This window comes from Nocardioides sp. InS609-2 (genome assembly GCF_023208195.1).
Taxonomy (GTDB): domain Bacteria; phylum Actinomycetota; class Actinomycetes; order Propionibacteriales; family Nocardioidaceae; genus Nocardioides.
In genome coordinates, this window is record NZ_CP060034.1 from 2,668,869 (window position 1) to 2,693,632 (window position 24,764).

Here is a 24,764-nt window from a genome sequence, read left to right on the forward strand (position 1 = left end):
TGAGCTGCTGCTACTTCTTGGCGTCGTCCGGTACGTCGTCGACGTCGATGATCGTCGCCGGGTCGTCGGGCGTGGTTGCCGCGTGCGGCTCCTCGATCGAGTCGGCAACGGCCTCGCCGGGCGTGCCGCCGGCGCTGTCGTCGCTCAAGCCGGTCGCGGCGGAGGGCGTGGCAGCGTGGCTGCCGGTGCTGCTCGGGACGCTCGTCGGGGCGGGCTTCGGCTCGTACGACGACTGCCAGCTGTCCTCGGTCTGGCCGCGCAGCTTGTTGAAGAGGAAGCCGCCGAGGGCCAGCAGGCCACCGAACAGCAGGATCTTCTTCAGCTTGCCGCCCTTGGGCTCGGGCTCCTGGCCACGCAGGGTGGCGACCCGGGCGGCGGCGACCTCACGGCCGACCGACGCCCTGTCGGCGGCGTAGGCCGCGCCGACCTGGGCCTTCTCGGCTGCGAGAGAGGCACCCTTCGACGCCTTGTCGGCGGCGACGGCAGCAGCCTCGGCGCCCTTCTCGGCAGCGATCTGCCGACCCTGCGCAATCAGTGGCGCGGCCTTCGCCTGCGCATCACGCGCCGACTCCTTGCTGGACTCGAGGGCCGACTCGAGGGCGGACTCGATCTGGGGGAGGACCGACTCGGCGAACTCCGAGGCCCGATCCATCAGTGTCTGCTTGCGGCGCAGTCGCATGTGGCCAACCTTTCTACGGTGGACCTCCATCTCACCATGTCCCGCCAACCGGTGCTACAGCCAGTCCGGTGAACGGCTCGGCCGGGCGGCGTACTGCCTTGGGCCTCGTGGGAGGATCGCCCCTGCACTTCACACGTGCGGAAGCACCACACACATCGTCGATCGAGAGGCAGCCATGGCTGACCAGCAGGCCACCCTGAAGACCAACCTGGGTGACATCGTCATCAACCTGTTCCCCAACCACGCGCCCGAGACCGTCGCGAACTTCGTCGGCCTGGCCGAGGGCACCAAGGACTACAAGGACGACGCCGGCCGCAGCGGCGAGCGTTACTACGACGGCCTCGGCTTCCACCGGGTCATCGACGGCTTCATGATCCAGGGCGGCTGCCCGCTCGGCACCGGCACCGGTGGCCCGGGCTACACGTTCAAGGACGAGCCGCACCCCGAGCTGGTCTTCGACAAGCCGTACCTGCTCGCGATGGCCAACGCCGGCCCCGCGACCAACGGATCGCAGTTCTTCATCACGCTCGGCAAGACGCCGCACCTCAACGCCAAGCACACCATCTTCGGTGAGGTCGCCGACCAGTCCTCGCGCGACGTCGTCGACGCGGTCGGCAAGGTCAAGACCGGCGCTATGGACCGCCCGGCCGTGCCCGTGGTCATCGAGACCGTCGAGATCGCCGAAGTCTGAGCCACCTTTGACCGAGCCGACCGCCCCGACGGGGGTGCCGACCTGTTACCGGCACCCCGGTCGGGAGACCTACATCTCCTGCCAGCGCTGCGGCAAGCCCATCTGCCCTGACTGCATGCGCGACGCGGCCGTCGGGTTCCAGTGCCCCGGCTGCGTGGCGGAGGGTGCGAAGTCGACGCGGTCCGGCCTTGCGGCGTACGGCGGGAAGCGGTCCGGCGACCCGACGCTGACGTCGAAGGTGCTGATCGGCATCAACGCGGCGGTGTTCCTGCTCGTCCTTGCGAGCGGCGGATCCTCCTCGGCGATCCTGGAACGGCTCATCCTTCTGCCGATGGGCCGCTGCCTGGGTGCGCCGGGGGCGTCGGACGCCGCGAGCTGCGCGACTGTCTCCGGCACGAGGTGGGTCTCCGGCGTCGCCGACGGCGCCGTCTGGCAGCTGATCACCAGCGCGTTCCTGCACGTGCAGATCTGGCACATCGGCTTCAACATGCTGGCCCTGTGGGTGCTCGGCCCGCAGCTCGAGGCCGCGCTGGGCCGGACCCGGTTCCTGGCGCTCTACCTGCTCTCCGCGCTGGCCGGCTCGACCCTGGTCTACCTGCTCTCCGCGCCCCAGGGCTCCACCCTCGGCGCCTCGGGCGCGGTCTTCGGCCTGATGGGCGGGCTGCTGGTGGTCGCGTTCAAGGTGCGCGGCAACGTGCAGCAGATCCTGATGTGGGTCGGCATCAACGTCGTCATCACCGTCGTCGGCCGCGGGTTCATCTCCTGGCAGGGCCACGCCGGCGGACTCGTCGGCGGCGTGCTCATCGCCGCGATCATCGTGTACGCGCCCAGGGCCCGGCGCGCCGTCGTACAAGTGGTCGGGCTCTCCGCCCTCTCCGCCGTGCTCGTGGCCCTCATCGTGGCCCGCACGCTCGCGCTGAACTGACCCTGAACTGACCCCAGCTACCTGGTGGTCCCTCGACGCCACGCGCCATGTAACGCGGAGTTAGGAGCACTGGGACCCCCGCAGACCGGGCTCCCAGTTGCCCTAACTCCGCGTTACATGGCGCGTGGCAACCGGGAAGAGTTGTCCACAGCTGTGCACACACCTGGGGATAACTACACGCCTGTAGTTCTGCACAACCTCATCCCCACCTGTGTACGACGACCCCAAATGGCACCGACCCGCCCGGGGGATCCCAGGGCGGGTCGGAGCGGGGGTGCGACGGGGGTTACTCCCAGCGCGTCGCGAAGGTGAAGCCGACGGCCATGAACGCGATGCCCACGAGCAGGTTGTACTGACCGAGGTCGTTGAAGACCGGCACCTTGGCCAGCGAGTCGGGCTCGCTGATGACGTAGAACGTGCAGATCCAGATCAGGCCGATGACGAAGCAGCCCAACATGCCGGTCACGACGCCGCGGCCGCGCCCGAGGGGGGTGGCGGGGTGCGCGGAGATGGCGAGGCCGAGCATCATCAGGCCGAAGCCGATCGCGTAGTTCCACTTCGCGAGGTCGGCCACGAAGCCGGGACCGCCCGGCTTGGGCGCGGGGAGCGTGGTCGGGTCGACCCGCACCGCGACGTAGTAGTAGACGACCCAGGCGATGCCCAGCACGACCATCAGCAGCGAGACGATGAGGCGCGGCGTGATCAGGGGACCCGCAGTCGGGTCGAGGTACTTGCTGGACGTGGACGGCTTGGCCACCGGTGGATCCTTACTGGGTCATGGTCGGATGCGACAGGCATGCGCGTACGGCACGCCCACCGAGGCGTTAGCGTAGTCGCCATGCCACACGGTTCCCATGCAAGCCCCGGCGCGCGCCCTCCGCGCACCCGGAGGCAGCGGCTGTGGCAGGTCGGCACACCGGTGGTGTTCCTGCTCAGTGGGGCCCTGTTCGTCGTCAGCGCCGAGAACAGCGACGGCACCGACCTGCGACCCGGTCGCTACACCGACCTGGCCTCGGTGGTGCGGGCAGAGGCCGGCGAGGCCAACCAGCTCACCAACCAGGTGGCCAGCCTGAACGACGCCGTCGAGGGGCTCAGCTCGGGCCTGGGTGACCGGGCCGTCAACCGCTACCAGCGCCAGATCGACGCGCTCTCGGACCCGGCCGGCCTCACCCCGCGCAGCGGCCCGGGCGTGACCGTCGTGCTGACCGACGCGCCGCAGGAGCTCATCGAGACCTCCGCCGAGGATCCCAACTTCCTGGTCGTGCACCAGCAAGACATCCAGGCCGTGGTCAACGCGCTGTGGCGCGGCGGCGCGACCGCCGTGACGGTGCAGGGCCAGCGCATCATCTCGACCACCGGCATCAAGTGCTCCGGCAACACGGTCAGGCTCCAGGGCCAGCCCTACGCCCCGCCGTACGTCATCACCGGCATCGGTGACCAGGGCGACATGCTCACCTCGATCGACACCGACGACTACATCGCGCGCTACCGCCGCGACGCCGCCGACCCCGACATCGCCGTCGGCTGGGGCCTCGAGCTGCCGGCCGAGGCCGTTGCTCCGGCGTACGACGGCCTGCTCAGCCTGAGCTTCGCTCAGCCGTTGCCCACGGCTGCCGGCTGACCGCGCTCATCCCGTGGGGGGCGGCTCGGTCGGCGGAAGCGTCGGCGGGATCGTCGGCACCTCGGTCGGCGGGAGCGTCGGCGCCTCGGTCGGGGGCGCGGTCGGAGCGACGTACGTCGAGACGAAGATCGTGACCGTGGTGCCCGCAGGGGACTCACGCGACTCCGGGATCTGCCGCACGACCGTGCCCGCGGGCTCGGTGGTCTCGGCCGTCGGCACGACCTCCACCTCGAACGACGCTGCGGTCAGCAGCTTCTTGGCCTTGCCCTGCTGCATGCCGACTACGTCGGGGATCGTCTCCGGCCCGTCGGACCACGTGATCGTGACAGTGGTGCCCTCGGCCACGCTCTGGCCGGCGGGAGGGCTGACCTCGATGACCTGGTCCTTGGGCTCGTCGGACTCCGTCTCGACCAGCTTCACCTTCAGGTTGCGCGCGTTCAGGTCGTCGCGCGCCTGACCCTTGGGCAGCCCCATGACGTAGGGCACCTCCACCTCCGGCTTGCCGGTGGAGACGACGAAGCCGATGGTGGAGCCGGCCTCGACGTACACGTCGCGGTTGGGGTCCTGACGGATCACCGTGTCGGCGGGCTCGTCGGCGGAAGGCTCGAAGTCGACCCGGCCGTCCACGAAGCCGGCCTCGCCGATCGCGGCCCGGGCCTCCACCTCGGTCATGCCGATCAGGTTGGGCACGCGCACCTCGGTGCTGGGGTCCTCGAACATCCGCGGGAGCAGGAACGCGGCGGCCGCGATGAGCCCGATCGCGAGCAGGCCGAGCAGCACCACGAGGCCGGTGCGCGAGCCACGGTCGTTGCCGGAGACGGGCTGCTGGCCGGTGGGCGGACCGAGCGGCCGCTGCTGGCTGGTGGCCTGCGGCACCATCACGGTGGCCGGCGCGGCGACGGGCGCCGGCACCACCTTGGGCGCCTGCACCGGGCTCCCGGCCAGGTAGCGCTCGATGTCGGCGCGCATGGCCGCCGCGCTCTGGTAGCGGTCCTCGACGCGCTTGGCGAGCGACTTCATCACGATGGCGTCGATCCCGGGAGCGAGCTCGGCATCGAGATCGCTCGGAGGTACGGCGGGCTCCCGAACGTGCTGGATCGCGACCGCGACGGGGGAGTCGCCCACGAACGGCGGACGGCCGGTCAGCAGCTCGTAGAGCAGGCAGCCGGTGGAGTAGACGTCGGAGCGCGAGTCGACGGTCTCGCCGCGCGCCTGCTCCGGGGATAGGTACTGCGCGGTGCCGACGACGGCCGCGGTCTGGGTCATCGTGTTGGAGGCGTCGGAGATGGCCCGGGCGATGCCGAAGTCCATCACCTTCACGTCGCCGCTGGGGGTCAGCATCACGTTGCCGGGCTTGATGTCGCGGTGGATGATGCCCGCGCGGTGGCTGTAGTCGAGCGCCGACAGCACGCCACTGGTGATCTCGAGCGCGCGCTCGGGCAGGATCTTGCGGCCTTCGCGCAGGATCTCGCGCAGCGTGCGCCCCGCGACGTACTCCATGACGATGTAGGGCTGGGCGACGCCGCGGTCGCCGGGGCCACCGGCGACAGGCATCTCCTCGCCGGTGTCGTAGACCGAGACGATCGAGGGGTGGTTGAGCGATGCCGACGACTGCGCCTCGCGCCGGAACCTGGCCTGGAAGGTCGCGTCACTCGCCAGGTCGGTGCGCAGCCGCTTGACCGCGACCGTGCGGCCCAGCCGCGAGTCGGTGCCCTTGCGCACCTCGGCCATGCCGCCGCGACCCAGCAGCTCGCCGAGCTCGTAACGACCGCCGATCAGGATCGGCTCCGGCTTGCTCATCGATCACCTTTCAGGCCCAGCGGGCTGGTGGACGGGGACCCTGACGACGCCGCGGGTACGACGGGGGTCGGCGTCGGCGTCGGGGTCGGCGTGGGAGTCGGGGTCGGGGTCGGCGTGGGAGTCGGGGTCGGCGTGGGAGTCGGGGTCGGGGTCGGCGTCTCGGTGGGCGACGGCTCCTCCGTCGGCTCCGGCTCGGCGCCGTAGAAGCTGACGGTCACCGTGTCGCCCTCGGTGAGGTCGCCCGACGGCTCGACCGCAGTGACCTCGCCCTTCTGCTCACCGCCGGGGTTCTTGACCTCGTCGCGTGAGACCCGCAGGCCGGCCCGGGTCAGCTCGCGCGCGACGTCGCGGATGTCGCGGCCGACGTAGTCGTCGGCATCGATGCTGATCGTCTCGGGCGTCTCCGACGGTGACGGGGTGTCGGTCTCAAGCGGCGAGGCCGAGCTCTGCGGGTCCGAGGGCTCGTCGCCCGAGTCGCCGGACGTGACCTGCCAGATGAAGATCGCAGCCACGGCCAGCGCGACCACGAGCAGGGCCCAGGGCCACACCGGTGCCTTGCGGGCCGGCGGGTCAGCGGTCTGGGTGGTGACAGGCTGGGCGGGCACGCCCGGCAGCACCTGGGTCATGCCGTCAGCAGGCGTCGGCATCGGCGCGGCCACCATCGCAGTCGCGGCGGTGGCCGGGTCACGCAAGGCGTCCGCGAACTCCGTGCCGTTGGCGTAGCGGTCGGCGGGATCCTTCGACAGCGCGCGCCGTACGACGGCAGCGAGGTCGGCCGGGACCGTGCGCGGCAGGTCTGGCACCGGTTCGCGGACGTGGGCCAGGGCGGTGGCCACGGCGGTCTCGGCGTCGAAGGGCCGGCGGCCGACCAGGCACTCGAAGGCCACCACGGCCAGGGAGTAGACGTCGGAGGCCGGGCTGGCGGTCTTGCCCTCGGCCTGCTCGGGAGCGAGGTACTGCGGCGTGCCCATCACCTGCCCGGTCTGGGTCAGCGCCATGCCGTCGGTCGCCCGGGCGATGCCGAAGTCGGTGACCTTGACGCGGCGGTCGGGCGTGACGAGCAGGTTGGCGGGCTTCACGTCACGGTGCACGATGCCGGCCGCGTGGGCAGCGCCCAGCGCGTCGCCGACCTGGGAGAGCAGGTCGCGGGTGGCAGCGTCATCGAGCGGCTGGCCCGGACGCAGCAGCGCCGAGAGCGGCTGCCCGTCGACCAGCTCCATCACGAGGTAGGGGCGGTGGGCGCCCGAGCCGTCCCTGGGGGTGGCCTCGCCGAAGTCGTAGACGGCCGCAATGCCCGGGTGGTGCAGGGCGGCGGCATGCTGCGCCTCGACCTCGAATCGGGCGCGGAACGTCGCGTCGTCGGCGTACTCCGCCTTGAGCAGCTTGATCGCGACGGTGCGGCCGAGCACCGAGTCGGTGCCCTTCCAGACCTCGCCCATGCCGCCCGTGGCGATCCGGGAGTCGAGCAGGTAGCGACCGGCGTCGTCGGCAGCGGGACGCTCGCTCACTTGTTCATCACCGCCTCCATCACGGACCGCGCGATCGGGCCGGCGAGGCGGCCACCGGCGATCTCGCCGCGCTCGATGCCGGCCTTCTGGATCATCACGGCGACGGCGACCTCCGGGTCGTCGGCGGGGGCGAAGGACACGAACCAGGCGTACGGCGGCACGTCGGCGACGCCGCTCTGTGCGGTGCCCGTCTTGCCGGCCACCTTGACGCCCGGGATGGCGGCCGGGGATGCCGTGCCGGTGTCGACGGTGGCGACGAGCAGGTCGGTCAGCTCGCGCGCAGTCGTCGACGAGACGGCCTGAGAGAGCTCCCGGTCACCGGGCTTGTACTGGACCTGCAGGTTGGGCTTGACGGTCTCGTCGACGATGTAGGGCTTCATCACCGACCCGCCGTTGCCGATCGCCGCGGCAACCATCGCCATCTGGAGCGGCGTCGACGACACCTCGAACTGGCCGATGCCGGTCTGGCCGACCTGAGCCTGGTCCAGGCCGGAGGGGAAGACCGAGGTGGCCTGGCCCCCGAGGTCGTCGAGGTACTGCGCGTTGAAGCCGAACTTCTCCGCCTGCTCCAGCATCGCCTCGGGCCCGAGCTCGACAGCGAGCGCGGCGAAGGTGGTGTTGCAGGAGTTCTCCATCGCCTGCACGAACGGGATGCGGTTGGTGCCGCAGGCCCGGCCCTCGTTGTCGATGAGGCCGGTCGGGCCGGTGGTCAGCGGCAGCTGGTAGGCCGGGCCGCCCGGCACCTTGGAGTCGGCGTTGTAGTTGCCGCTCTCGATCGCGGCGGCGGCGGTGACGAGCTTGAACGTCGAGCCGGGAGGCAGCCGCGTCGAGATGGCCCGGTTGATCAGCGGGTCCGATTCGTCGGCCTCGAGCTCCTGGGCTGCCTTGGAGACCTCGCCGAACCGGTGGCTGGCCAGCCGGTTGGGGTCGTACGACGGCACGGAGACCATCGCCAGGATCTTGCCCGACGACGGGGCGATCGCCACGACCGCGCCTTCCACGGGACCCGGCAGCCCCGTCAGGCCGTCGTACGCAGCCTGCTGGGCATCCGGGTCGAGGGTGAGGTTGACGCGGCCGCCCTTGGGCTCGGCGTTGGTGAACATGTCGACGAGGCGGGTCACGAAGAGGCCGGGGTCGTCGCCCGAGAGCCAGTCGTTCTGGCTGCGCTCGGTGCCGGACTGGCTGAAGTAGGTGAACGCACCAGTGACCGGGGCGTAGAGCAGCGGGCTGGGGTACTGGCGCTGGAACTTGTACTGGTCGTTCGACGGCACGCTCTCGGCCACCGGGGTCTTGCCGACCAGGATCGGGCCGCGCTCGCGCGAGAACGCCGCGGCGATGATCCGCCGGTTGTTGGGGTCCTTGGCAAGGTCGCCGGCGTCGACGTACTGCAGATAGGTCGCGTTGACCATGAGCGCGAGGAACAGTCCCATGCAGAAGATCGAGATCGCGCGAATCGGCTTGTTCATCGTGACGCCTCCCTCTGCTCGGCCGTCGCGAGCGGCGTCCGACAGGATGCATCGCAAGGCGCCGGAGTGAGGCGCTGTGGCTCATCTTCGATCGACGGCAACGCAGCGAGGCGCCCGTGGGGCGTCGCGCAGTAGGCCATGGCAGAGGGAGGGGTCACGGGAGCTTCACAACCTGGGTGGCATCGGAGTCGGAGTCGTCGGGCACCGAGAGGTCTGGCACCGGCCGCCGGGCCTGGTCGGAGACCCGCGACAGCAGCGCGATGATCACCCAGTTGGCCACGAGCGAGGACCCGCCGTACGACAGGAACGGCGTGGTCAGGCCGGTCAGCGGGATGAGCTTGGTGACGCCGCCGATGACGACGAAGACCTGGAGCGCAAAGACCCCGCCGAGGCCCAGCGCGACGAGTTTGCCGAACCCGTCGCGGCAGATCAAGGCGGTGCGCAGCGCGCGCTCGACGATGAGGCCGTAGAGCAGGATCACCGCGATGACGCCGGTGAGCCCGAGCTCCTCGCCGATGGCGCCGATGATGAAGTCGGACTCGGCGTAGGGGATGCGGTCGGGGCTGCCGCCGCCGAAGCCGCGACCGATCAGGCCGCCCCAGCCCATGCCGAACATGGACTCGACGATCTGGAAGCTCTTGGCGCCGTCGGCGTCGGAGTAGAAGCTCATCGGGTGCAGCCAGACGTCGACACGGGTCTGCACGTGCCCGAACGCCCGGTAGCCGGCATAGGCGCCCATAGCGAAGAGACCGGCGCCGAGCACCAGCCAGCCCGGGCGCTCGGTGGCGACGTAGAGCATGACGAGGAAGAGACCGAAGAACAACAGTGAGGAGCCGAGGTCCTTCTGGAAGACGAGTACGCCGAGGCTGACCAGCCACATCACCAGGATCGGCCCCAGGTCCCGGCCGCGCGGCAGGTCGACGAAGAGCACCCGGCGGCCGGCGAGCGCGAGTGCGTCACGGTGCTGGACGAGGTAGCCGGCGAACGCGACCACCAGCAGGACCTTGGCGACCTCGCCGGGCTGGAAGCTGAACGGGCCGACGCGGATCCAGATGGTGGCGCCGTTGATGGTCGTGCCGAGCCCCGGGATCAGCGGCAGCAGGAGCAGCACGATCGCGATGAGCCCGAAGGTGTAGGTGAACCGCTGCAGGACCCGGTGGTCACGCAGGACCACCAGCGCGAGGACGAACAGCACCACGCCGAGCGTCATCCAGGTCAGCTGCTGTTGGGCGAAGCCCGCGTCCTTGCCGGCGGCCTCCTTGGCGAGGTCGAGCCGGTGGATGACCGCCAGGCCGAGCCCGTTGATCGCTGCGACGACCGGCAGCAGCACCGGATCGGCGTACGGCGCGGTGAGCCGCATCGCCACGTGCGCGGCCAGGATCAGGGCGGCCAGCCAGCCGCCGTAGCCGATGATGTCGGTCGGCACGGCACCCTCGACGCCGAGCCCGACCGCGGCGTAGGCGCCGATGCCGACGGCGAGCGCGAGGACGAGCAGAAGCAGCTCCGCACCCCGGCGGCGCCGGTGCACGAAGCCCATCAGGGTCGATGACTGGGACACGGGAGTCAGCCGGTGGCCTGTTGGGCCAGGTTGTCGACGGTGAGGTGTGCGTCGTCGAGGTTGTCGGCCTCCATGCCCTCGCGGACCTGGGTGGCGTCGTAGTCGGACAGCGTGTCGGTCGAGATGTCGGACGTCTCGTAGGGGCTGGAAAGGTCGAGACCGGGTACGTCGGTGTTGAGGCCGCGGTAGATGGTCACCACGCCGTCGTACTCACCGACGTAGAACTGCTGCTGGGTCCAGTGCCACGCGGAGGCGCCGGCGAGCCAGGCGATGCCGACGACGGTGGCGAGCACGAGCACCCGGCGCAGCCAGGCGTGGCGACCCGGATCCCGCGGGGCGTAGCGGGCGTCCTCGGGGTCGACCGGGTCGCCGGCCGCGGTGTACGGCGCAGCCCGGCCCGGCTCGGCCGGGCCGCCCACCGGCTCGATCTCGCCGGTGTCGCCGGAGCGGTGACCCTGGAACAGGCCGCTGCCCGGCTCGCCCGGCTGGGCCTTGCGGGGCAGCTCGGCTGCGGCGCCGACCAGCAGCGGCTGCTCGGCGCTGATGGCCTGGTCGACGGGCACGACCTCGGCCACCACGCAGGTGACGTTGTCGGTGGTGCCGGCCTCGAGGCTGGCACGCACCAGCTCGACGGCGGCGAAGTCGGGGTTGCCGGAGCCGAGGATGTCGGCGATGCGGGAGTTGGGCAGCACGCCGCAGGCGCCGTCGGAGCAGAGGAAAACCCGGTCGCCGGCCTCGAGGGTGACGACGAAGAGGTCGGGATCGACCTCACGGATGCCGTCGATCGCCTGGAGGATGAGGTTGCGGTGCGGGTGCGTGCGCGACTCCTCCTCGGTGATCCGTCCCTCGTCGATGAGGCTCTGCACGAACGTGTGGTCGTGGGTCAGCTGCGAGAGCTCGCCGCGACGCAGGAGGTAGGCACGCGAGTCGCCGACATGGCCCATGCCGAGGCGCTGGCCGTCGAAGAGCGCGACGGTGGCGGTGGTGCTGGTGCCGTTGAGGGCTGGGTCCTCGTCGACCAGCTCGCCGATCCGGTCGTGGGCGCGGTGCAGCGAGCCGGCCACCTGACCGAGCAGGTCGGCTGCCGGCTCGACGTCGAGCCGGCGGATCACGCCGATCACGGTGCTCGACGCGAGGTCGCCTCGCACGGCGCCGCCCACTCCGTCACAAACGGCCAGCAGCCACGGTCCGGCATACCCGGAGTCCTGGTTGTCGCGACGTACCCGACCGACGTCGGAGATGGCGGAGTAGTCGAGTCGCAGCGCGGGCTCCGACGCGGCCGGCGCGAGGCCCTCGCGCTCGACGGTGTCGAGGTGCTGGTCGTCGGGGTGGCTGTCGCTGGTGCCGCCGGCCTCGTCGTCGCCCTTGAGGCGGCCCAGGTCGAGGGCCATCCGGCTGTCTCGGATGACCGTGTCGTTCTCCGGATCGGTCCCGCGCTGGGTCATGGGCCGCCTACTTCCGAAGCTCGAGAATCGTCTTGCCGATGCGGATCTGGGTGCCCAGCGACATGGTCGTGGGCTGGGTGATCCGGACCGAGCCGAGGTAGGTGCCGTTGGTGGAGCCGAGGTCCTCGACGAACCACTGGTCGCCGGAGGCAGCCACCCGGGCGTGCCGGGTGGAGACGTAGTCGTCGTCGAGCCGGATCGCCGCGTCGGTGCCGCGGCCGATGAGAAGGGGAGCGTCGGCGAGCTCGGCGCGGGCGCCGGAGTTCTCGCCCTCGACCACGACCAGGTGGGTGGGTGCGCCACGGCGGCGGACGCTCTTCGCCGGCTTGGGCGGCTTGCCCGGAGCTCCGGCGCCGCGAGCGGCCTCGGGCACCCGCGCACCGAACATGTCGGAGCGGATCACCGAGATCGCGGACAGCACGAAGATCCAGAGGATCGCCAGGTAGGCAAGGCGGATCAGGAACAGCGTCAGCTCAGACATCGAGGTTGTCCCCTGCCGCCCCATCGCTCGAGGAGTTGAGCCGCACCGTCATCGTGGTGTTGCCGATGCGCACCGTGCTGCCGTCGCGCAGCGAGGCCCGGGCCATCTTGTGGCCGTCGACGAGCATGCCGTTGGTGGAGCCCAGGTCCCGGACGGAGAGGTCGAGCCCGGTGCCGCCCGACGCGGCCACCTCGAACTCCACGTGCTGCCTGCTCACGCCGGGGTCGTTGATGCGTACGTCGGCCTCACTGCCCCGGCCGATCACCAGGCCGGGCGGCACGAGCGGGTGCCTGGTGCCGTTGATCTCGAGGGTCGCCTTCACGCGGCGCGACGAGGGACGGGTGCTCTCGGTGCCTGCGCTGCTGGGCCCGGTGACCGACGCCTGCGCGCGGCTGCGGATGCGGAAGCGCCCGGTGGTCAGGTCGTCTGCCGTCTCGAACGCGATGCTGACCGGACCCGGGAAGACGTAGCCCTGGTGTTCGGCGTGGTCCTCGAGCTGGTCGGTGAGGTCGCGGGCCATCGCGTTGTCGTACGGCGTGAGTCGCTCCAGGTCGGTGGCCGACAGCTCGACGTGGAAGTCGTTGGGCACCAGCCGCCGGTCGCGGCTGAGGATCTGGGTGTTGTTGTCGACCTCGCGCTGCAGGGCAGCCGAGATCTCGACCGGCTGCACGGCGCTGCGGAACGCCCGGGCGAAGGCACCGGAGATCAGCCGTTCCAGCCGCTGTTCGAAGCGCTGCAACCCGCCCACTCCGACTCCTCACCTCGCTTGTGACCGGGGCGCAAGAATGCACCACGACCGGCCCGGCAGGGTCCGGGCTGCGACCGATGCTATCCGGGCCGTGGCTCTCTTCTCGGCACCCAGCCCGTCCGGCCTCTCCCGGTTTGGGGCAACTCCGGCCGCTGGGATAGCCTGACCCCTGCTTCACGCGCGAGTGGCGGAATAGGCAGACGCGCACGGTTCAGGTCCGTGTGTCCGAAAGGACGTGGGGGTTCAACTCCCCCCTCGCGCACGTGGAACGGCCCAGCGAATTGGCTGGCGCGATTCAGGCAGTGGGAAGGGCCTCCGACCAGGTCGACTGGTCGGGGGCCCTTTTGCTTGTGATCACCGTTAGGAACGCGGAGTCGAACCGTCCACATCGTTTCGCCTCTACCAGGGTGGCTCGGACTAGGCCCTGAGCCCGGTTGAGACAAGCGCGCCAGCCCCGGCGTTCAGGGATCTGTCAGCGCGCGGGCGCAGAGTTTCCCTACCAAGTGTGTGACGCACACAGGAAGGGCCGTGGGGTGACCGATGGACACGAACTCGCTGGGTGAACACACTCCGATGTGGCGGGGTGCCTTCCTGGAGGCCGCGGACTGGTTCGCCGATTCCTGTCAGCGGGCGGCCGATTCGCTGGACGCCCCCGGGCTGGGGGACTGGTCGGTCCGAGACCTCATGGGGCACACGTCGAGAGCGCTGTCGACGGTGGAGTCCTACCTCACCGACGACACCACGGAGCCAGTCGGTGTGGTCTCCTCTGTCGGGTACTTCGCCACTGCCCTGCGCACCGATCCCCTGCAGATCGCTCTTCGCGGGCGAGAGGCCGGCGCGGCTCTGGGCGCAGAGCCGGCAGCAACGGTGACCGAGTTGGTGACGCGCGTCAGAGAACGAGTAGTCGCCGCCACCGGGCTGGCCCGGGTGCGAACACCTTTCGGGACCATGGTGCTGGCCGAATATCTGCCCACCCGGACTTTCGAGCTTGTGGTGCACACCGGTGACCTGCTGCGCGCCGTCGGTGAAGCAGCCGTCGGCCCGGAGCTGGGGACCCGCTCCGCGTTGCGGTTGGCCACGGATCTCGGTCAGCACCACGGCCACGGGCCCGCACTTCTCGCGTACCTCACTGGACGACGCGCCGGCATCGCTGGCCCGTTCACAGTCCTCGAGGCACGACGCGCAGAGGACGTCTTGACGTAGGTCACCACGACCAGTGGCAGATACAACGGGCGCCCGCCGACCAGCGTTCACCGCAAGCGCCAAGCAACCCAGAAGGGGATCTTGATGCAGACGATCACAGTTTCCGTGCTGGTCTACGACGAGGTCGAGGTGCTTGACGCCTGCGGCCCGTTCGAGGTGTTCTCGGTCGCCAACCGAGTCGCACGACGAGACGGCCCCGGTACGTCGGCCCCTGACCCCTTCCTGGTCCGGACCGTCGCCGCGGGATCGAGGCGAGATGTGACCGCGCGCGGCGGTCTCCGGCTGAGCGCGGACCACACCCTGGGTGACTCACCCGCCGCGGACGTCGTGATCGTGCCCGGCGGCGTCACCAGCACAATCGAGAAGCAGCAGAGCCTGCTGGATTGGATCCGGGTCCAGCGCGACACGGCCGAGATACTGGCGGCGGTGTGCACGGGAGCGTTCATCCTCGCCGAGGCCGATCTCCTGGCCGGGGCTGTCACCACTCATTGGGAGGACGTCGACGACCTGCGTCGTCGCTTCCCCCAGCTGGACGTCGAGGACGACGCGCGCTTCATCGACCAGGGTGCGATCGCGACCTCGGCAGGCATCAGCGCTGGCATCGATCTGTCATTACACCTGGTGGTGCGCCTGGCTGGCCTGCCCACGGCGCTGGCCACCGCCCGACAGATGGACTATCCGTGGCGACCTCAGGACGGCGAGAGCCGCCCACCACGTGCCGGCGAAGGCCTGATCTGAGCCGTCGAGGCGCCTATCCGCCATCCGGCCTTGCGAAGCGCCGGAGGTGTCCCGTCAGCGCTTCGTCAGGATTCGATGCGACCTTCGGGCCTTGACACAGGACCGACCGCCGGGTGCCACAATGTCCCTTCATCGCCGCGATGGCTGGGAGCGGAAGGATCCATTCGACGATCCCAGCTGGTTTGTGCTCGCCCCCTGACGGACGGGCCAGGACACCGGACGGAAGGCCACGCGATGAGCCGACAGGCCACCAACACACTGTGGCGGTTGTTGGAGATCTACCACTCGGTGGTCTACTTCGCGCCCGAGCGGCCCAAGCACTATCAGGCACTTGGCCTCAAGGGTGGCTGGATGGCGTACTTCGCCACCCGGTCCGGCCCGTTGGGCATGGTCCCCCCGGCCGTGGTGACCGCCTGCTTCTACAACTTCAAGCACACCATGGTTGCTCGGGCCTTGCCAGACGCCTGGCTCTACACGAGCCCCGAGCTGGCGATCCAGGCGAGGCTCGCCGTGTTCGACGAGGCCATCCACCGGCTGCAGGGCGACGGGGTGACTGAGCGCGGACTGCGCGAGGCGGCGGATATCGCAGTCGCCGCAGTGGAAAGGTGTGGATACGCCGGTCGACCCCTGTTCGCTGCGCACGCCGCCCTCCCTTTGCCCACTGAGCCTCACCTGGCGCTCTTCTGGGCTTCCTCCGCACTCCGGGAGTTCCGTGGCGACGGACACGTATCCGCCCTGGCCGCGGCCGAGGTGGACGGCTGTGAGGCGCATGTACTGATGGCCGCCCTGGGTCTGGTACCCGCCGAACAACGCCGCTTCCGGGGATGGACCGATGAAGACTGGGATGAGCGAGTCCAACGGCTGACCGCCCGGGGCTGGATCACCTCCGAAGGCAAGCTCACTCCCCCAGGAAGGCGCGCCCGTGCCGCCATCGAGCGAGTCACCGACACCATGGCCGAGGAACCGTGGCGCCCGTCACGTGAGACCGCGACCACCCGGCTGATCGAGCTTCTCACCCCGATCGCCTCCCGAATCATCACCGGAGGCGACGTGCCGTACCCCAATGGGATGGGAGTTCCCCCCGTCCCGGAACTGGGGGCGAGCCGATGACCCTCGACCCCGGTCATGACCCGCCTCGTGTGTGCCTGCTGGGCCAGGTGACAGTCCTCGGCCCCGCCGGCCCACAACCCGTGGGGGGCAAACTCGGCCGAGCCGTGCTCGTGCACTTGACTCTCGCCGAAGGCCGAGCCCTGTCAGTCGACCTGATGATCGATGCGCTGTGGCCCGACGACCCACCTGCCCGGGCCCACAACGCGCTCCAGGTCAAGATCTCACGGCTACGCGCACTGCTCGGCGATCAGGCGCACAGGCTGACGTACTCGCAGGGTGCCTATCGGCTCGTGCTCGACCCAGAGGACAGCGACGTAGGTCGCTTCGTGGCGTGCATCGGGCGCGGAGAGGCCGCCTTGCGCGACCAGGATCACGCACGCGCGTTGGTCGAGTTCGCGGCCGCGCTGGGGGCCTGGCGCGGAGCGCCGCTGACCGAGTTCGGCCACGACCCTCGAGTGGCAGCGGCCCAACTGAGGCTTGGCGAACTCCATGCGACGGCCCAGGAGGGACACGCCGAGGCTCGACTTCCCGATCGGGTGACCCGTTCCACCGCGATCGCCGACCTGCGAGACATCCTGGAACGTGAACCCTTGCGCCCCCGCGCCCGGCAGGCCTTGATGCAGGGTCTCGAGCTGAGCGGCCGCCGACCGGAAGCTCTCGCCGTCTACGATGCCGGCCGCCGACTGTTTCTCCAGCGCTTCGGACTCGAACCTCCTTCGGAGCTGCGAGCTGCCTTCGAGCTGCTCCTGGAAGCCGAGCGCCACGCGACCCGTCGTGCCGATCTGCTGCAACGAACACCGAGGGCGGCACCCGACGGGTTGCTCGCCGCCTCCCGTTGGCTGGCCGATGACGGCGATCTCGAGGGCGGCATACAGCTCGCGGTCCGGGGAGCGTGGTGGTGGTGGACGGGGGGCTCGCGCGGACCGGCGCGCGAACTCCTCGAGGACCTACTGGAGCGTTCCGAGGACACCGGCGCCGTTGCTGGCGCCGCCCAGCTGAGCGCACGCGCCTGGCTCGGCGTCTTCCGATCCGTCACTGCCCAAGCCGCAGTGAACCTCGACTCATCCGAGCGGACTTTGCGCGCGCCAGGTCGCGCTGCCTGGAGCCGGCACGACGCCTTGGCCGCGGTCCTCGTTGCCGAGCGCCTCTACGAGCGCGGCGAACACTCGCGCGGAGGACGACTCCTCCGCCTGGCGACCCGTCACTACGGTGTGGCCGGGGACGAGTGGGGGCAAGTCCTGTGCGGCACGGTGGCGGCCCGGGGCCGCCTGCTCGCCGGCGACGTCCCCGGCGCCCAGGCCGCGACGTACGCCCGGCTCGCCGAGTTCGCCGAACTGGGGGATCACCCGGGGCAGATCATGGCTCTGGACATCCTCGGCTATTGCGCAGAAGTACTCGGCGACCTCGCCCGAGCCCACACCCTGCATCGGCAAGCGCTCGACCTTGCCCGTCGCAGTGAGTCACCAGACTGGGAGGCTGCCCAGCTGACACGCCTGGGCAACGTGGGCGCTCTCGCCGGCACCGCCAATGCCATCGACGACCTGACGGCCGCGAGAAGGTTGAGCACCGAGATCCGCTCTGAGACGATCACGGCACTCTCCCGCAACGGTCTTGGCGTCGCGCTCCACCTCCGCGGCGACGCCGCCGGAGCCGCTGCCGAACATCTCGCAGCCTGGTCCTATTACACCGAGGCCCAGTCTCTCGCCGGTCTGGCCTACACCGGTGCACGGCTGGCCGTGGTTCACGCCACCGACCGCGACGCCGCGGCAGGGTGGGCTGTCGAGTCCCTGCATCAAGCGGTCCCGACCCGAGATCCCCGAGCTCTCGCGCACAGTCTCGAGGCGTTCGCACTGGTGGTCGAGGATCCAACCGACGCGATCCGGGCGTTGGGCGCCGCCGCCTCCCTGCGAGAAGCTTCGACGGCGCCGCTCCCAGCTCGCCAGCAACGCCCCGTGGGGGTGCGCCGCAGAGACCTTGCCCGAGAGATGGGGGCTGCCTTCATGCCGCTCTGGCGGGAAGGCGCCGCGGAGCCGGCGCGGACCGCTGCTGCATGGTGAGCCTGCCGCCGGCACCCGGGCCGGAGCTAGAGGAGGGGTAGGTGCTCGTCGTACGTCGGGATGCGACCGCACGAGCGTCGGATCCACAGGACTGCGTCCGGCTTATCAGGCGCGGTTCCGGCGCGTGCCTCGTAGACAGCCGCCAAGACTTCAGAGACGAGCTCGAGTGCTTGTGGAAGGAGGGGGGACCGGGCTTTGTGGTGAAGGAGTGTCCGCGCAAGGTCGTCGCCATGCACCACCACCTCGATGAGCCTCGTGGCCAGGTAGTCGTCACGAGTGAGAGGCCCACGCCTCCCCAGGACAACGTCGGTCTGGATGCTGTCCAGATGCGCCCAGGCTGCCTGGGCCATCGAGTCGATCCCCGACAACAGGTCGCGGCCCAGTCTCGTCGCCAGCTCGTGTGTCTGTTTCGCAATGACAGGCGCTGCCGGCGGGTAGGCCGCCACGTACCGCTCCAAGGTCAATGGGACGGTGCCGTCGGGCGCGTCCCTGAGTTCAGCGACCATCCCAATTCCGTAGCCGAGGTGCGCGATGACGTCGCGGACCGACCAAGTGCCGAGCCCGATCGGCAGGTCGCCCCGGCTGAGTGCATCAGTCGTCGCGAGCCAGTCACCCAGGCTCGACCATTGGCGGCGCAGCAGGTCTTGCATGGCACCAGCCTGCCCGATGCCGAGCCGTGTGCGACCTTGGCCGCCGCGACCATCCACTGTCCTACTGCGCCTGGTCACGGGTGCGCGCCTCAATAGCCCTCAGGACGGCGACCATGTCTGCTTCCGCGTGTCCCGACGCTTCGGCCTCGCCGAACAGCGCGTGGCAGACGTCCAACAGTGGGGACGCAACCCCAGAGTCGCGCGCTGCTTCGGCGATGAGCCGGTTGTTGTAGTAGACGTCTCTGATCGAAGCCTGCACGGAGTGGTCGTCGGCGACCAGTTTGGCCATCTTGGTCCGCGACACGGCGCTCGCCAGGGGGCCTGCATCGAGCACCGATCGGAAGCGCTCGAGATCTAGACCGAGCCGGTCTGCGAAGTGGAACGCCTCGGCGAGACCGGTCACCTGCGTGATGAGGAAGAGGTTCACGGCAAGCTTCATGCGGAGGGCATTGGGTACCGCGCCGCAGTCAACCGTGTGGTGGCACATCGGCCGGAGCAGATCTACGAGCTCCGGCATGAGGGAGGGGGACCCTGCGAGCATGGCGACGAGTTCCCCAGCCTCCGCCGGAGTCCGTGAGCCGGAGACGGGAGCCTCGGCGTACGAGCCGTCGGCGGCGCGCACATCTGCTTCGAGGGAGGCTGAGTAGGCAGGCGCGGTGGTCCCCATGTGGACGATAGTGTGGTCGGCGACGTTCGTTGCGAACCTCGGTGTCCCACGCCCCAACACCTCGTCGATCGCGGCCGCATTCGCCAGCATCAAGAACACGACTCGAGAGGATTCGAGAACCTCTGCCGAGTCGCTGGCCACGTGGGCTCCGGCTCGCCGCAGCGCCTCGTACTTGCCGTCGGAGCGATTCCACACGACGAGGCTGACTCCGGCTCTGGCAAGGTTGAGGGCCATGGGCAGTCCCATGTTGCCGAGACCGATGAAGCCGATGGTCTGAGTGTCGTCGGGCGGCACCTTCTCCTGCGTCATGAGATTCCTCCTGTGGGCATCGGTGCGCGAGCGCTCCGTCGATTCTTCGCGCGAGGGTTCAGATCCAGAATGTGACGACGGTGGCGGCTGCCAACACACCCAGGGCCCTGTTCACGGTGGACCAGCGTCCGGCACCCAGACCTGTGCGGAGGCCGGCCCCGAAGACAACCCACACGCTTGCCGAGATCGCCACCACGGTGAGGAACCAAGCGATGCCGAGTGCGTCCGTGAGGACGCCTCCGGGAGCGTTGGGACCGAGAAAGCCGGACACGAACGCGAGGCTGGCAAGCCACGTCTTCGGGTTGGCGAGCTGTAGCGCGGTGAGGTGCCACCACTTCACTGCGGGGCGATCCACGGGCGGCGTTCTGCTGTTGCCCGCAGAGCGCCAAAGCCGGAGAGCGATCCACAGCATGTAGCCCGAGGCCGCCACCTGGAGCGAGACCTTCAGGTCCGGGTACGTCTTCATCAGGGAGCCGATCCCCAATGCTGAAGCACCGATGACACACGAGAAGCCGACGAGCATGCCGAACAGGGCAGGAAGCGACCGTAGGTAACCCACGCGCGCCCCACTGGCCGCGAAGAGGACATTGTTCGGCCCGGGGGTCGCGGCCATGACGAGAGCGAGCGTCGCGACAGAGGCCAGCCACGTCGTCACAGCCCGAGCCGTGGGTGGGTACGCCGACACCTGCGGCCGCACTCGGTCATGCGAGTAGGCGATCGGTGAGGAAGGCCAGAACCTCGTCCCGGGCTGCCCTCGTCGGCTGGCCCGTCTCGTCGATCAGATGAGCCGTCAGAACGCTGTGCGGGCTGCCAATGACGTGCTTGAAGAACGGCGGGGGATCGGGATTGGCCGCGCTGTCAGGCAGCACCCGCCCGATGAACCTCTCGCCCAGCGCGTGCGAGTAGGCCGCGAACCGTTGCGCCCGGCAGAACGGGTCTCCGGCGAAGCGATAGGCGAGAACCGTGAGGTTCTCCTGCTCGAGCCGTTGTCTGACGTTGGCCAGTTCCTCCGGTGCAATCTCGAGTCCTCCGGGATCATCGAGCGGCAGCGACGGCTGCGAGACGACAGCGGCCAGCATCGAAGGCTCCAGCATCATCGTCAGCGCGAAGTTGGCTGTGAAGCACATGCCGATCGCGCCGACGCCAGGCCCAGTGCACTCGTCGTGCGCCAACCTCGCGAGCGCTCGAAGCCATGAGGTGACGGGGCTGGCAGCGTTGGCGCCGAAGGCGTGAAACTCGGTGCTCACGCACGCCCTCTTGAAGACTGCCGTGCCTTCCTCCGCCTGCGGCACGGCACCGTCGCGCCCGAACAGCGAGGGCATGAAGGTGGTGAACCCGGCGTCGCGCACCCAACGGCCGAATCGAGCTACCTGAGGGCTGATCCCAGGCATCTCGGGCATGATGATCACCGCTGGGCCGCTCCCGCTGACGTGCACGATCTTGCGGATCCCTTGCAGGTCGATGCTGCGAGCGTCGAAGTCGTCGAGCGGGTCGTCCCGGTGCATCTTGCGGTCAGGCATCGGCGCCTCTCCTAATCGACAACGCACAACGTGGCCACGGGGATGGGGCGGCACCGAGCCGCTCCCGCGCCAAGGCTGATGCCTACCGCTGACACAGCGCTGACAGTCGCCTAGCGCTCAACCGACTCGCTGCCAGGGCGGCAGGTGACAAGGAACGTAGTCACGAGCACGCGGAGGCGGGTCACGCCAGTACTGGTCCGGCATCCGCCGCAACGACGACCTCGCGAACTCCTACCGCACCTGGCTCAACGCCGCTTGACGACAAGTAGGCGGACGCCGGCCTTTCCCTGCACGAGCTTGGCCAGGTCGCCGACGTCTCCGAGGAACCCGAGCATCAGCTCTTCCTCGTTCCAGGCACGCCCGTAGCGGGTCGTCTCGAACTCGGCGTACTGGGCACGTGCCTTCGTCTTCATCTGATCGAAGTCCATCCGGTCGGTATCAACGAGGTTTCTGAAGCGGGCAGGCGACGGCGGCGCTGGGGCCTGCTGCGGGGCACATCTTGCGTGTATGGCCGTCCTCGTCGGCCAGAACTGTGGTGGGCAGGTTTGCCGCGGGAGCAGCGCGGGAACCTTCGAGCCATGACGGAATTCGGGATGGAGCCAGCCGAGCTGCGGGCCAGCGCCGACGAGCTGCGTACGGCTGCCACCTCTGCGCGCGGCGCGGACGCCTCTGATGCGATCTCCACACTGGGCGGGGCCCTGCCGAACAGCAGCACCGCGACGGTGATGCCGCAGTTCGCCACAGCCTGGGACGAGGGCATCGACGACTGGGCCAACTCCGTCGACGACTTCGCAGAGGGGCTCGAGGCGGCTGCGAGCGATGCCGAGGCTGCCGACGAACGCAGCCGGCAGTTCCAGGAATGGCTGAAGAAGTTCCTCGGAGGCGGATCATGAGCATCACCTATGGCGACCTCAGGTCGTGGCGGGCGTCCGGCGTGAGCTCGGCGAGCGAGATGCTGCGCGCCGATCTCAGGACACTCGAGAAGTCGCGCGATGCGGTTGACACCCATGCCGTGCCCGGGAGCTATGTCGGGCTGGGCTCCACGATGGCTCTGGTTCGCAGGGCTGTGCTCGTGGGACAGATGACGACGCACATCGAGGGCCTCACGATCTTCGAACGCGCGGTCTACGCCCAGCACGGTCCGGTGTCGAGCATCGAGCGCACCGTCCAGGACATCGACACCGATGCCGCAAACCAGCAGTTCTCGATCGATTCCGCCGGCGTCGTCTCCGACATCTCTCCACCGCAGACATTCGAGAACTCCTTCGAGCGCCATGAACACCAGCTGGGTCGCCAGCACCTGCGCGACGCCCTGGTCGAGCGGATGGAGGCGGTGTTCGACGACGCCTACGAAGTCGACACGGCACTCGTCAACGCCAGGCCGCAGGGCTCGTTCAGCAGCGACGGCCCGGAGTACGTCGTGGATCCAGAGGTGGCTCGCGAGTGGGCGGAGATGTCCGACGACGAGCGTCGTGCCGTCATCGAGCACATCGCCGAACAGCGCGCCCGCGAGGCCGGCGTCGACGACTTCGAGGTGCGGGTGGAGGACCTGGAGGACCAGGACGGCGACGGTGTGGACGATGACCCGACCACCGACTCGCGCGGCAGTTGGAGCGAGGACGACCGCGTGCTTCGCATCGATGAAGGGAACCTCGACGATCCGACGATCATCGGCACGGTGGCCCACGAAGTGCGTCACGCCCAGCAGCACAAGGCCGTGGACGACCTGCCCTGGTGGTGGTGGGAGGACTACCACGGTCCGCCCGGCGTGAGTCAGGAGGAGGTGGAGGACTGGAAGGAGAACTTCGACGACTACAAGACCTCCCAGGACGACGGTTTCGACGCCTACCACGACCAGCCGATCGAACGTGATGCCCGAGAGACCGGGGGCGGCTACCTTGACGGTCTCGACAAGGATGAGCTCGAGCGCATCCGGGAGGAGGCACGATGACGTCGGGGACCAACGAGCCGAACGGCCTGGCCGAGTTGGCAGCTTCCTATGCCGAGGGCCGCGGTGCCGGAGATCTGGCTCGCCTGCGCGACCTCATCCGTCGATCTCCGGACTTCGATCCCGGCCTCAACGTCGTCGAGGTGGTGTCGCCGCTGTTCGCGCGCGGCGCGCAGGCCGAGGTGGTGGCGGCCGTGGAAGCCCTGATGCCCGGCGCGTTCTTCAGCCCCTCTGCCCATGCGGCCCTGGGCGCCGCCCACGCCGCGCTCGGCGATGCCACGCGTGCCCGGCACGAACGGCGTACGCAGGTGCTGGCGCTCGATTCCATCCGCAGCACTGGCGACGGCACCCGAGAGCAGCCTTGGAGCGTGTTGCGGATCAGTGATGAGTACGACCTGTTGCGTGCTGGGGGCCGGGTGTCGCGCGAACAGACGCTGGTCGCCATCGAGGGTCGATCCTTCGACCACCACGTGTGCACCGACGGCAGCGAGGCCTGGTTCGACGCCAGCCACCTGGTGTCTGCATGAGGTCTGTCTTGAGCCGCGCCGCCGCTGCATGTCTCCTGGTGGTCTCGTTCGCGGGGTGCTCTTCTGAGGCCGAGCCGGACCCTGAGGGCAGTGGCTCCGGATCTGGCGATCTGGTGGAGGTTCCCGGTGTCCATGTCGACGGCGACTCGGCGGCGCTGAGCCCCGATGGCTCGCAGATCGCGGTGCCCTGCGATGGTCGGCTCTGTGTCTGGGACACCGCCGACGGTGCCCTCGCCGACACGTGGGACGGCGGCTCGGTGGTGGCCTGGAGCCCTAGGGGTGACGTGGTCGCCACCGACGGACTCGACGGAGAGACGGTCAGAGTTGTGCTGCTCGATGCGGCGACCGGACAAGAGTCGGCGTCCTTCGAGACGGGGAAGAGCGTGATCATCGACGACGACCCGGGTGGCGGCCTCCTGGATCTGAAATTCTCACCCGACGGCGAGACCTTGGCCGGAGTCGGTGGCGACGGCGTCGTGCGCCTGTGGTCGGTGAGCGATCCCTCCGATGAGATGGAGCTCGATCTCGAGGGTGAACAACCGCAAGCGGTGGCGTTCTCCCCGGACGGCACCAGCATCGCCGTGGCCTCATCCGATGCCCCCGTGACCATCCGCGACGTCGAGTCCGGCGACGAGATCGGCGTGCTGGACGCTGCGCCGCAGGGGGCGGTCGCGTGGAGCCCCGACGGCGCTTGGATTGCAGCGGCCAGCCATGCGCTGGATGGCGACGCAGCCACGACGATCTGGGACTCCACCGCGTTGACGCTCGTCACGACCCTGCACCGCGCGGGTGATGTGCTGGCCTTCTCGCCGAGCCGGGACGCTCTGGCGTTGAGCGAGAAGAACGAGCGTGACGTGCTCACCTGGTCATGGCACGACGACGACCTACAGACGCTCTCCGGCGCGACCGACGCTCCGCGTACGGTGCTGTGGTCGCCCGACGGTTCGCGCGTCTACGCGGTCAGCCCGCGCGACACGGTGCTGGCGTGGGACGCCGACGGTGGCTCACCGACCAGCTTCGAGAAGCTCGCCTAGGCCGCACCTCCCCCTGAGGGCAGAGGCGGAGTTCTGCCCGTGGGCCGATGTGCCGAGGGCCCCGGCTGGCCAAGCATGG

At 69.5% G+C, this 24,764-nt stretch carries 25 protein-coding genes and 1 tRNA gene; 12 read left to right on the forward strand and 14 right to left on the reverse strand.

Annotated features, from left to right (window positions below; genetic code table 11):
• Window positions 1-10: 10 nt before the first annotated feature.
• Window positions 11-679, reverse strand: a complete 669-nt coding sequence (locus tag H4Q84_RS13815; RefSeq protein ID WP_248579671.1) for a hypothetical protein — start codon at window positions 677-679, stop codon at window positions 11-13.
• A gap of 175 nt (window positions 680-854) precedes the next feature.
• Here H4Q84_RS13815 and H4Q84_RS13820 point away from each other — a divergent pair, with 175 nt between their 5' ends.
• Window positions 855-1,370 carry a peptidylprolyl isomerase gene (locus H4Q84_RS13820; RefSeq protein WP_248579672.1) on the forward strand — a complete coding sequence of 172 codons (516 nt, stop codon included), beginning with the start codon at window positions 855-857 and terminating at the stop codon, window positions 1,368-1,370.
• Between the two features lie 115 nt (window positions 1,371-1,485).
• Window positions 1,486-2,295 (forward strand): rhomboid family intramembrane serine protease, encoded by an 810-nt coding sequence (locus tag H4Q84_RS13825; RefSeq protein WP_248579673.1) that lies wholly within the window; start codon window positions 1,486-1,488, stop codon window positions 2,293-2,295.
• A gap of 286 nt (window positions 2,296-2,581) precedes the next feature.
• Here H4Q84_RS13825 and H4Q84_RS13830 read toward each other — a convergent pair whose 3' ends face one another.
• Complete coding sequence (locus H4Q84_RS13830) at window positions 2,582-3,052, reverse strand: cell division protein CrgA (protein ID WP_248579674.1); 471 nt, start codon at window positions 3,050-3,052, stop codon at window positions 2,582-2,584.
• An 81-nt stretch (window positions 3,053-3,133) separates the two neighbouring features.
• On the opposite strand from H4Q84_RS13830, the gene H4Q84_RS13835 reads away from it, so the two are divergent.
• Window positions 3,134-3,916 carry a DUF881 domain-containing protein gene (locus H4Q84_RS13835; RefSeq protein WP_248579675.1) on the forward strand — a complete coding sequence of 261 codons (783 nt, stop codon included), beginning with the start codon at window positions 3,134-3,136 and terminating at the stop codon, window positions 3,914-3,916.
• Between the two features lie 6 nt (window positions 3,917-3,922).
• Here the strand turns inward: H4Q84_RS13835 and pknB are convergent, their stop codons facing one another.
• The 7 genes from pknB to H4Q84_RS13870 form a co-directional block, all read right to left on the reverse strand.
• Window positions 3,923-5,716, reverse strand: a complete 1,794-nt coding sequence (gene pknB, locus H4Q84_RS13840) for a Stk1 family PASTA domain-containing Ser/Thr kinase (RefSeq protein ID WP_248579676.1) — start codon at window positions 5,714-5,716, stop codon at window positions 3,923-3,925.
• Window positions 5,713-7,224 (reverse strand): protein kinase, encoded by a 1,512-nt coding sequence (locus H4Q84_RS13845; RefSeq protein WP_248579677.1) that lies wholly within the window; start codon window positions 7,222-7,224, stop codon window positions 5,713-5,715. Before H4Q84_RS13845 ends, pknB begins: the two co-directional genes overlap by 4 nt.
• Window positions 7,221-8,690, reverse strand: a complete 1,470-nt coding sequence (locus tag H4Q84_RS13850) for a penicillin-binding protein 2 (RefSeq protein WP_248579678.1) — start codon at window positions 8,688-8,690, stop codon at window positions 7,221-7,223. Before H4Q84_RS13850 ends, H4Q84_RS13845 begins: the two co-directional genes overlap by 4 nt.
• Before the next feature lie 154 nt (window positions 8,691-8,844).
• The gene (locus tag H4Q84_RS13855; RefSeq protein ID WP_248579679.1) at window positions 8,845-10,248 is read right to left on the reverse strand and encodes an FtsW/RodA/SpoVE family cell cycle protein; all 1,404 of its coding nucleotides are present in this window, start codon (window positions 10,246-10,248) and stop codon (window positions 8,845-8,847) included.
• 5 nt (window positions 10,249-10,253) lie between these two features.
• Entirely contained in the window at window positions 10,254-11,693 is a 1,440-nt protein-coding gene (locus H4Q84_RS13860) for a protein phosphatase 2C domain-containing protein (RefSeq protein ID WP_248579680.1), read from the reverse strand.
• A gap of 7 nt (window positions 11,694-11,700) precedes the next feature.
• The gene (locus tag H4Q84_RS13865; protein WP_248579681.1) at window positions 11,701-12,174 is read right to left on the reverse strand and encodes an FHA domain-containing protein; all 474 of its coding nucleotides are present in this window, start codon (window positions 12,172-12,174) and stop codon (window positions 11,701-11,703) included.
• On the reverse strand, window positions 12,167-12,922 hold the full coding sequence (locus H4Q84_RS13870) for a DUF3662 and FHA domain-containing protein (protein ID WP_248579682.1): 756 nt from the start codon (window positions 12,920-12,922) through the stop codon (window positions 12,167-12,169). Before H4Q84_RS13870 ends, H4Q84_RS13865 begins: the two co-directional genes overlap by 8 nt.
• A 178-nt stretch (window positions 12,923-13,100) precedes the next feature.
• Between H4Q84_RS13870 and H4Q84_RS13875 the strand changes: the two genes are divergently transcribed.
• The 5 genes from H4Q84_RS13875 (at window position 13,101) to H4Q84_RS13895 (ending at window position 18,030) form a co-directional block, all read left to right on the forward strand.
• A tRNA-Leu gene (locus H4Q84_RS13875) sits at window positions 13,101-13,184 on the forward strand.
• Between the two features lie 278 nt (window positions 13,185-13,462).
• Window positions 13,463-14,125, forward strand: coding sequence for a maleylpyruvate isomerase N-terminal domain-containing protein (locus H4Q84_RS13880; protein WP_248579683.1), 663 nt, complete (start codon window positions 13,463-13,465; stop codon window positions 14,123-14,125).
• A gap of 84 nt (window positions 14,126-14,209) precedes the next feature.
• On the forward strand, window positions 14,210-14,863 hold the full coding sequence (locus H4Q84_RS13885) for a DJ-1/PfpI family protein (RefSeq protein WP_248579684.1): 654 nt from the start codon (window positions 14,210-14,212) through the stop codon (window positions 14,861-14,863).
• A gap of 234 nt (window positions 14,864-15,097) precedes the next feature.
• On the forward strand, window positions 15,098-15,973 hold the full coding sequence (locus tag H4Q84_RS13890; protein WP_248579685.1) for a hypothetical protein: 876 nt from the start codon (window positions 15,098-15,100) through the stop codon (window positions 15,971-15,973).
• Between the two features lie 104 nt (window positions 15,974-16,077).
• Window positions 16,078-18,030: an AfsR/SARP family transcriptional regulator gene (locus H4Q84_RS13895; RefSeq protein ID WP_248579686.1), complete on the forward strand. Its 1,953-nt coding sequence runs from the start codon at window positions 16,078-16,080 to the stop codon at window positions 18,028-18,030.
• Between the two features lie 26 nt (window positions 18,031-18,056).
• Here H4Q84_RS13895 and H4Q84_RS13900 read toward each other — a convergent pair whose 3' ends face one another.
• The 5 genes from H4Q84_RS13900 to H4Q84_RS13920 all read right to left on the reverse strand — a co-directional run bounded on the left by H4Q84_RS13900 (window position 18,057) and on the right by H4Q84_RS13920 (window position 21,604).
• Entirely contained in the window at window positions 18,057-18,680 is a 624-nt protein-coding gene (locus H4Q84_RS13900; RefSeq protein WP_248579687.1) for a maleylpyruvate isomerase N-terminal domain-containing protein, read from the reverse strand.
• A 61-nt stretch (window positions 18,681-18,741) separates the two neighbouring features.
• Complete coding sequence (locus tag H4Q84_RS13905) at window positions 18,742-19,656, reverse strand: NAD(P)-dependent oxidoreductase (RefSeq protein WP_248579688.1); 915 nt, start codon at window positions 19,654-19,656, stop codon at window positions 18,742-18,744.
• 58 nt (window positions 19,657-19,714) lie between these two features.
• The gene (locus tag H4Q84_RS13910; RefSeq protein ID WP_248579689.1) at window positions 19,715-20,269 is read right to left on the reverse strand and encodes a LysE family translocator; all 555 of its coding nucleotides are present in this window, start codon (window positions 20,267-20,269) and stop codon (window positions 19,715-19,717) included.
• A gap of 88 nt (window positions 20,270-20,357) precedes the next feature.
• On the reverse strand, window positions 20,358-21,161 hold the full coding sequence (locus H4Q84_RS13915; RefSeq protein ID WP_248579690.1) for a dienelactone hydrolase family protein: 804 nt from the start codon (window positions 21,159-21,161) through the stop codon (window positions 20,358-20,360).
• A gap of 260 nt (window positions 21,162-21,421) precedes the next feature.
• Window positions 21,422-21,604: a hypothetical protein gene (locus H4Q84_RS13920; protein ID WP_248579691.1), complete on the reverse strand. Its 183-nt coding sequence runs from the start codon at window positions 21,602-21,604 to the stop codon at window positions 21,422-21,424.
• 150 nt (window positions 21,605-21,754) lie between these two features.
• Here H4Q84_RS13920 and H4Q84_RS13925 point away from each other — a divergent pair, with 150 nt between their 5' ends.
• The 4 genes from H4Q84_RS13925 (at window position 21,755) to H4Q84_RS13940 (ending at window position 24,685) form a co-directional block, all read left to right on the forward strand.
• Entirely contained in the window at window positions 21,755-22,069 is a 315-nt protein-coding gene (locus tag H4Q84_RS13925; RefSeq protein ID WP_248579692.1) for a hypothetical protein, read from the forward strand.
• Window positions 22,066-23,127 carry a hypothetical protein gene (locus H4Q84_RS13930; protein ID WP_248579693.1) on the forward strand — a complete coding sequence of 354 codons (1,062 nt, stop codon included), beginning with the start codon at window positions 22,066-22,068 and terminating at the stop codon, window positions 23,125-23,127. The genes H4Q84_RS13925 and H4Q84_RS13930 overlap by 4 nt, the downstream gene beginning before the upstream one ends.
• A complete protein-coding gene (locus H4Q84_RS13935) occupies window positions 23,124-23,651 on the forward strand; it encodes a DUF4919 domain-containing protein (protein WP_248579694.1) in 528 nt (175 codons plus the stop codon). Before H4Q84_RS13930 ends, H4Q84_RS13935 begins: the two co-directional genes overlap by 4 nt.
• A gap of 113 nt (window positions 23,652-23,764) precedes the next feature.
• Window positions 23,765-24,685, forward strand: a complete 921-nt coding sequence (locus H4Q84_RS13940) for a hypothetical protein (protein ID WP_248579695.1) — start codon at window positions 23,765-23,767, stop codon at window positions 24,683-24,685.
• Window positions 24,686-24,764 lie beyond the last annotated feature (79 nt).

Coding starts and splice junctions, on each gene's coding strand:
- H4Q84_RS13825 (WP_248579673.1), top strand. CDS start 1,486: ATGCGCGACGCGGCCGTCGGGTTCCAGTGCCCCGGCTGCGTGGCGGAG.
- H4Q84_RS13880 (WP_248579683.1), top strand. CDS start 13,463: ATGGACACGAACTCGCTGGGTGAACACACTCCGATGTGGCGGGGTGCC.
- H4Q84_RS13905 (WP_248579688.1), bottom strand. CDS start 19,656: ATGACGCAGGAGAAGGTGCCGCCCGACGACACTCAGACCATCGGCTTC.
- H4Q84_RS13925 (WP_248579692.1), top strand. CDS start 21,755: ATGACGGAATTCGGGATGGAGCCAGCCGAGCTGCGGGCCAGCGCCGAC.
- H4Q84_RS13815 (WP_248579671.1), bottom strand. CDS start 679: ATGCGACTGCGCCGCAAGCAGACACTGATGGATCGGGCCTCGGAGTTC.
- H4Q84_RS13865 (WP_248579681.1), bottom strand. CDS start 12,174: ATGTCTGAGCTGACGCTGTTCCTGATCCGCCTTGCCTACCTGGCGATC.
- H4Q84_RS13930 (WP_248579693.1), top strand. CDS start 22,066: ATGAGCATCACCTATGGCGACCTCAGGTCGTGGCGGGCGTCCGGCGTG.
- H4Q84_RS13890 (WP_248579685.1), top strand. CDS start 15,098: ATGAGCCGACAGGCCACCAACACACTGTGGCGGTTGTTGGAGATCTAC.
- H4Q84_RS13900 (WP_248579687.1), bottom strand. CDS start 18,680: ATGCAAGACCTGCTGCGCCGCCAATGGTCGAGCCTGGGTGACTGGCTC.
- H4Q84_RS13885 (WP_248579684.1), top strand. CDS start 14,210: ATGCAGACGATCACAGTTTCCGTGCTGGTCTACGACGAGGTCGAGGTG.
- H4Q84_RS13835 (WP_248579675.1), top strand. CDS start 3,134: ATGCCACACGGTTCCCATGCAAGCCCCGGCGCGCGCCCTCCGCGCACC.
- H4Q84_RS13850 (WP_248579678.1), bottom strand. CDS start 8,690: ATGAACAAGCCGATTCGCGCGATCTCGATCTTCTGCATGGGACTGTTC.
- H4Q84_RS13860 (WP_248579680.1), bottom strand. CDS start 11,693: ATGACCCAGCGCGGGACCGATCCGGAGAACGACACGGTCATCCGAGAC.
- H4Q84_RS13820 (WP_248579672.1), top strand. CDS start 855: ATGGCTGACCAGCAGGCCACCCTGAAGACCAACCTGGGTGACATCGTC.
- H4Q84_RS13935 (WP_248579694.1), top strand. CDS start 23,124: ATGACGTCGGGGACCAACGAGCCGAACGGCCTGGCCGAGTTGGCAGCT.
- H4Q84_RS13910 (WP_248579689.1), bottom strand. CDS start 20,269: ATGGCCGCGACCCCCGGGCCGAACAATGTCCTCTTCGCGGCCAGTGGG.
- H4Q84_RS13915 (WP_248579690.1), bottom strand. CDS start 21,161: ATGCACCGGGACGACCCGCTCGACGACTTCGACGCTCGCAGCATCGAC.
- H4Q84_RS13920 (WP_248579691.1), bottom strand. CDS start 21,604: ATGGACTTCGATCAGATGAAGACGAAGGCACGTGCCCAGTACGCCGAG.
- pknB (WP_248579676.1), bottom strand. CDS start 5,716: ATGAGCAAGCCGGAGCCGATCCTGATCGGCGGTCGTTACGAGCTCGGC.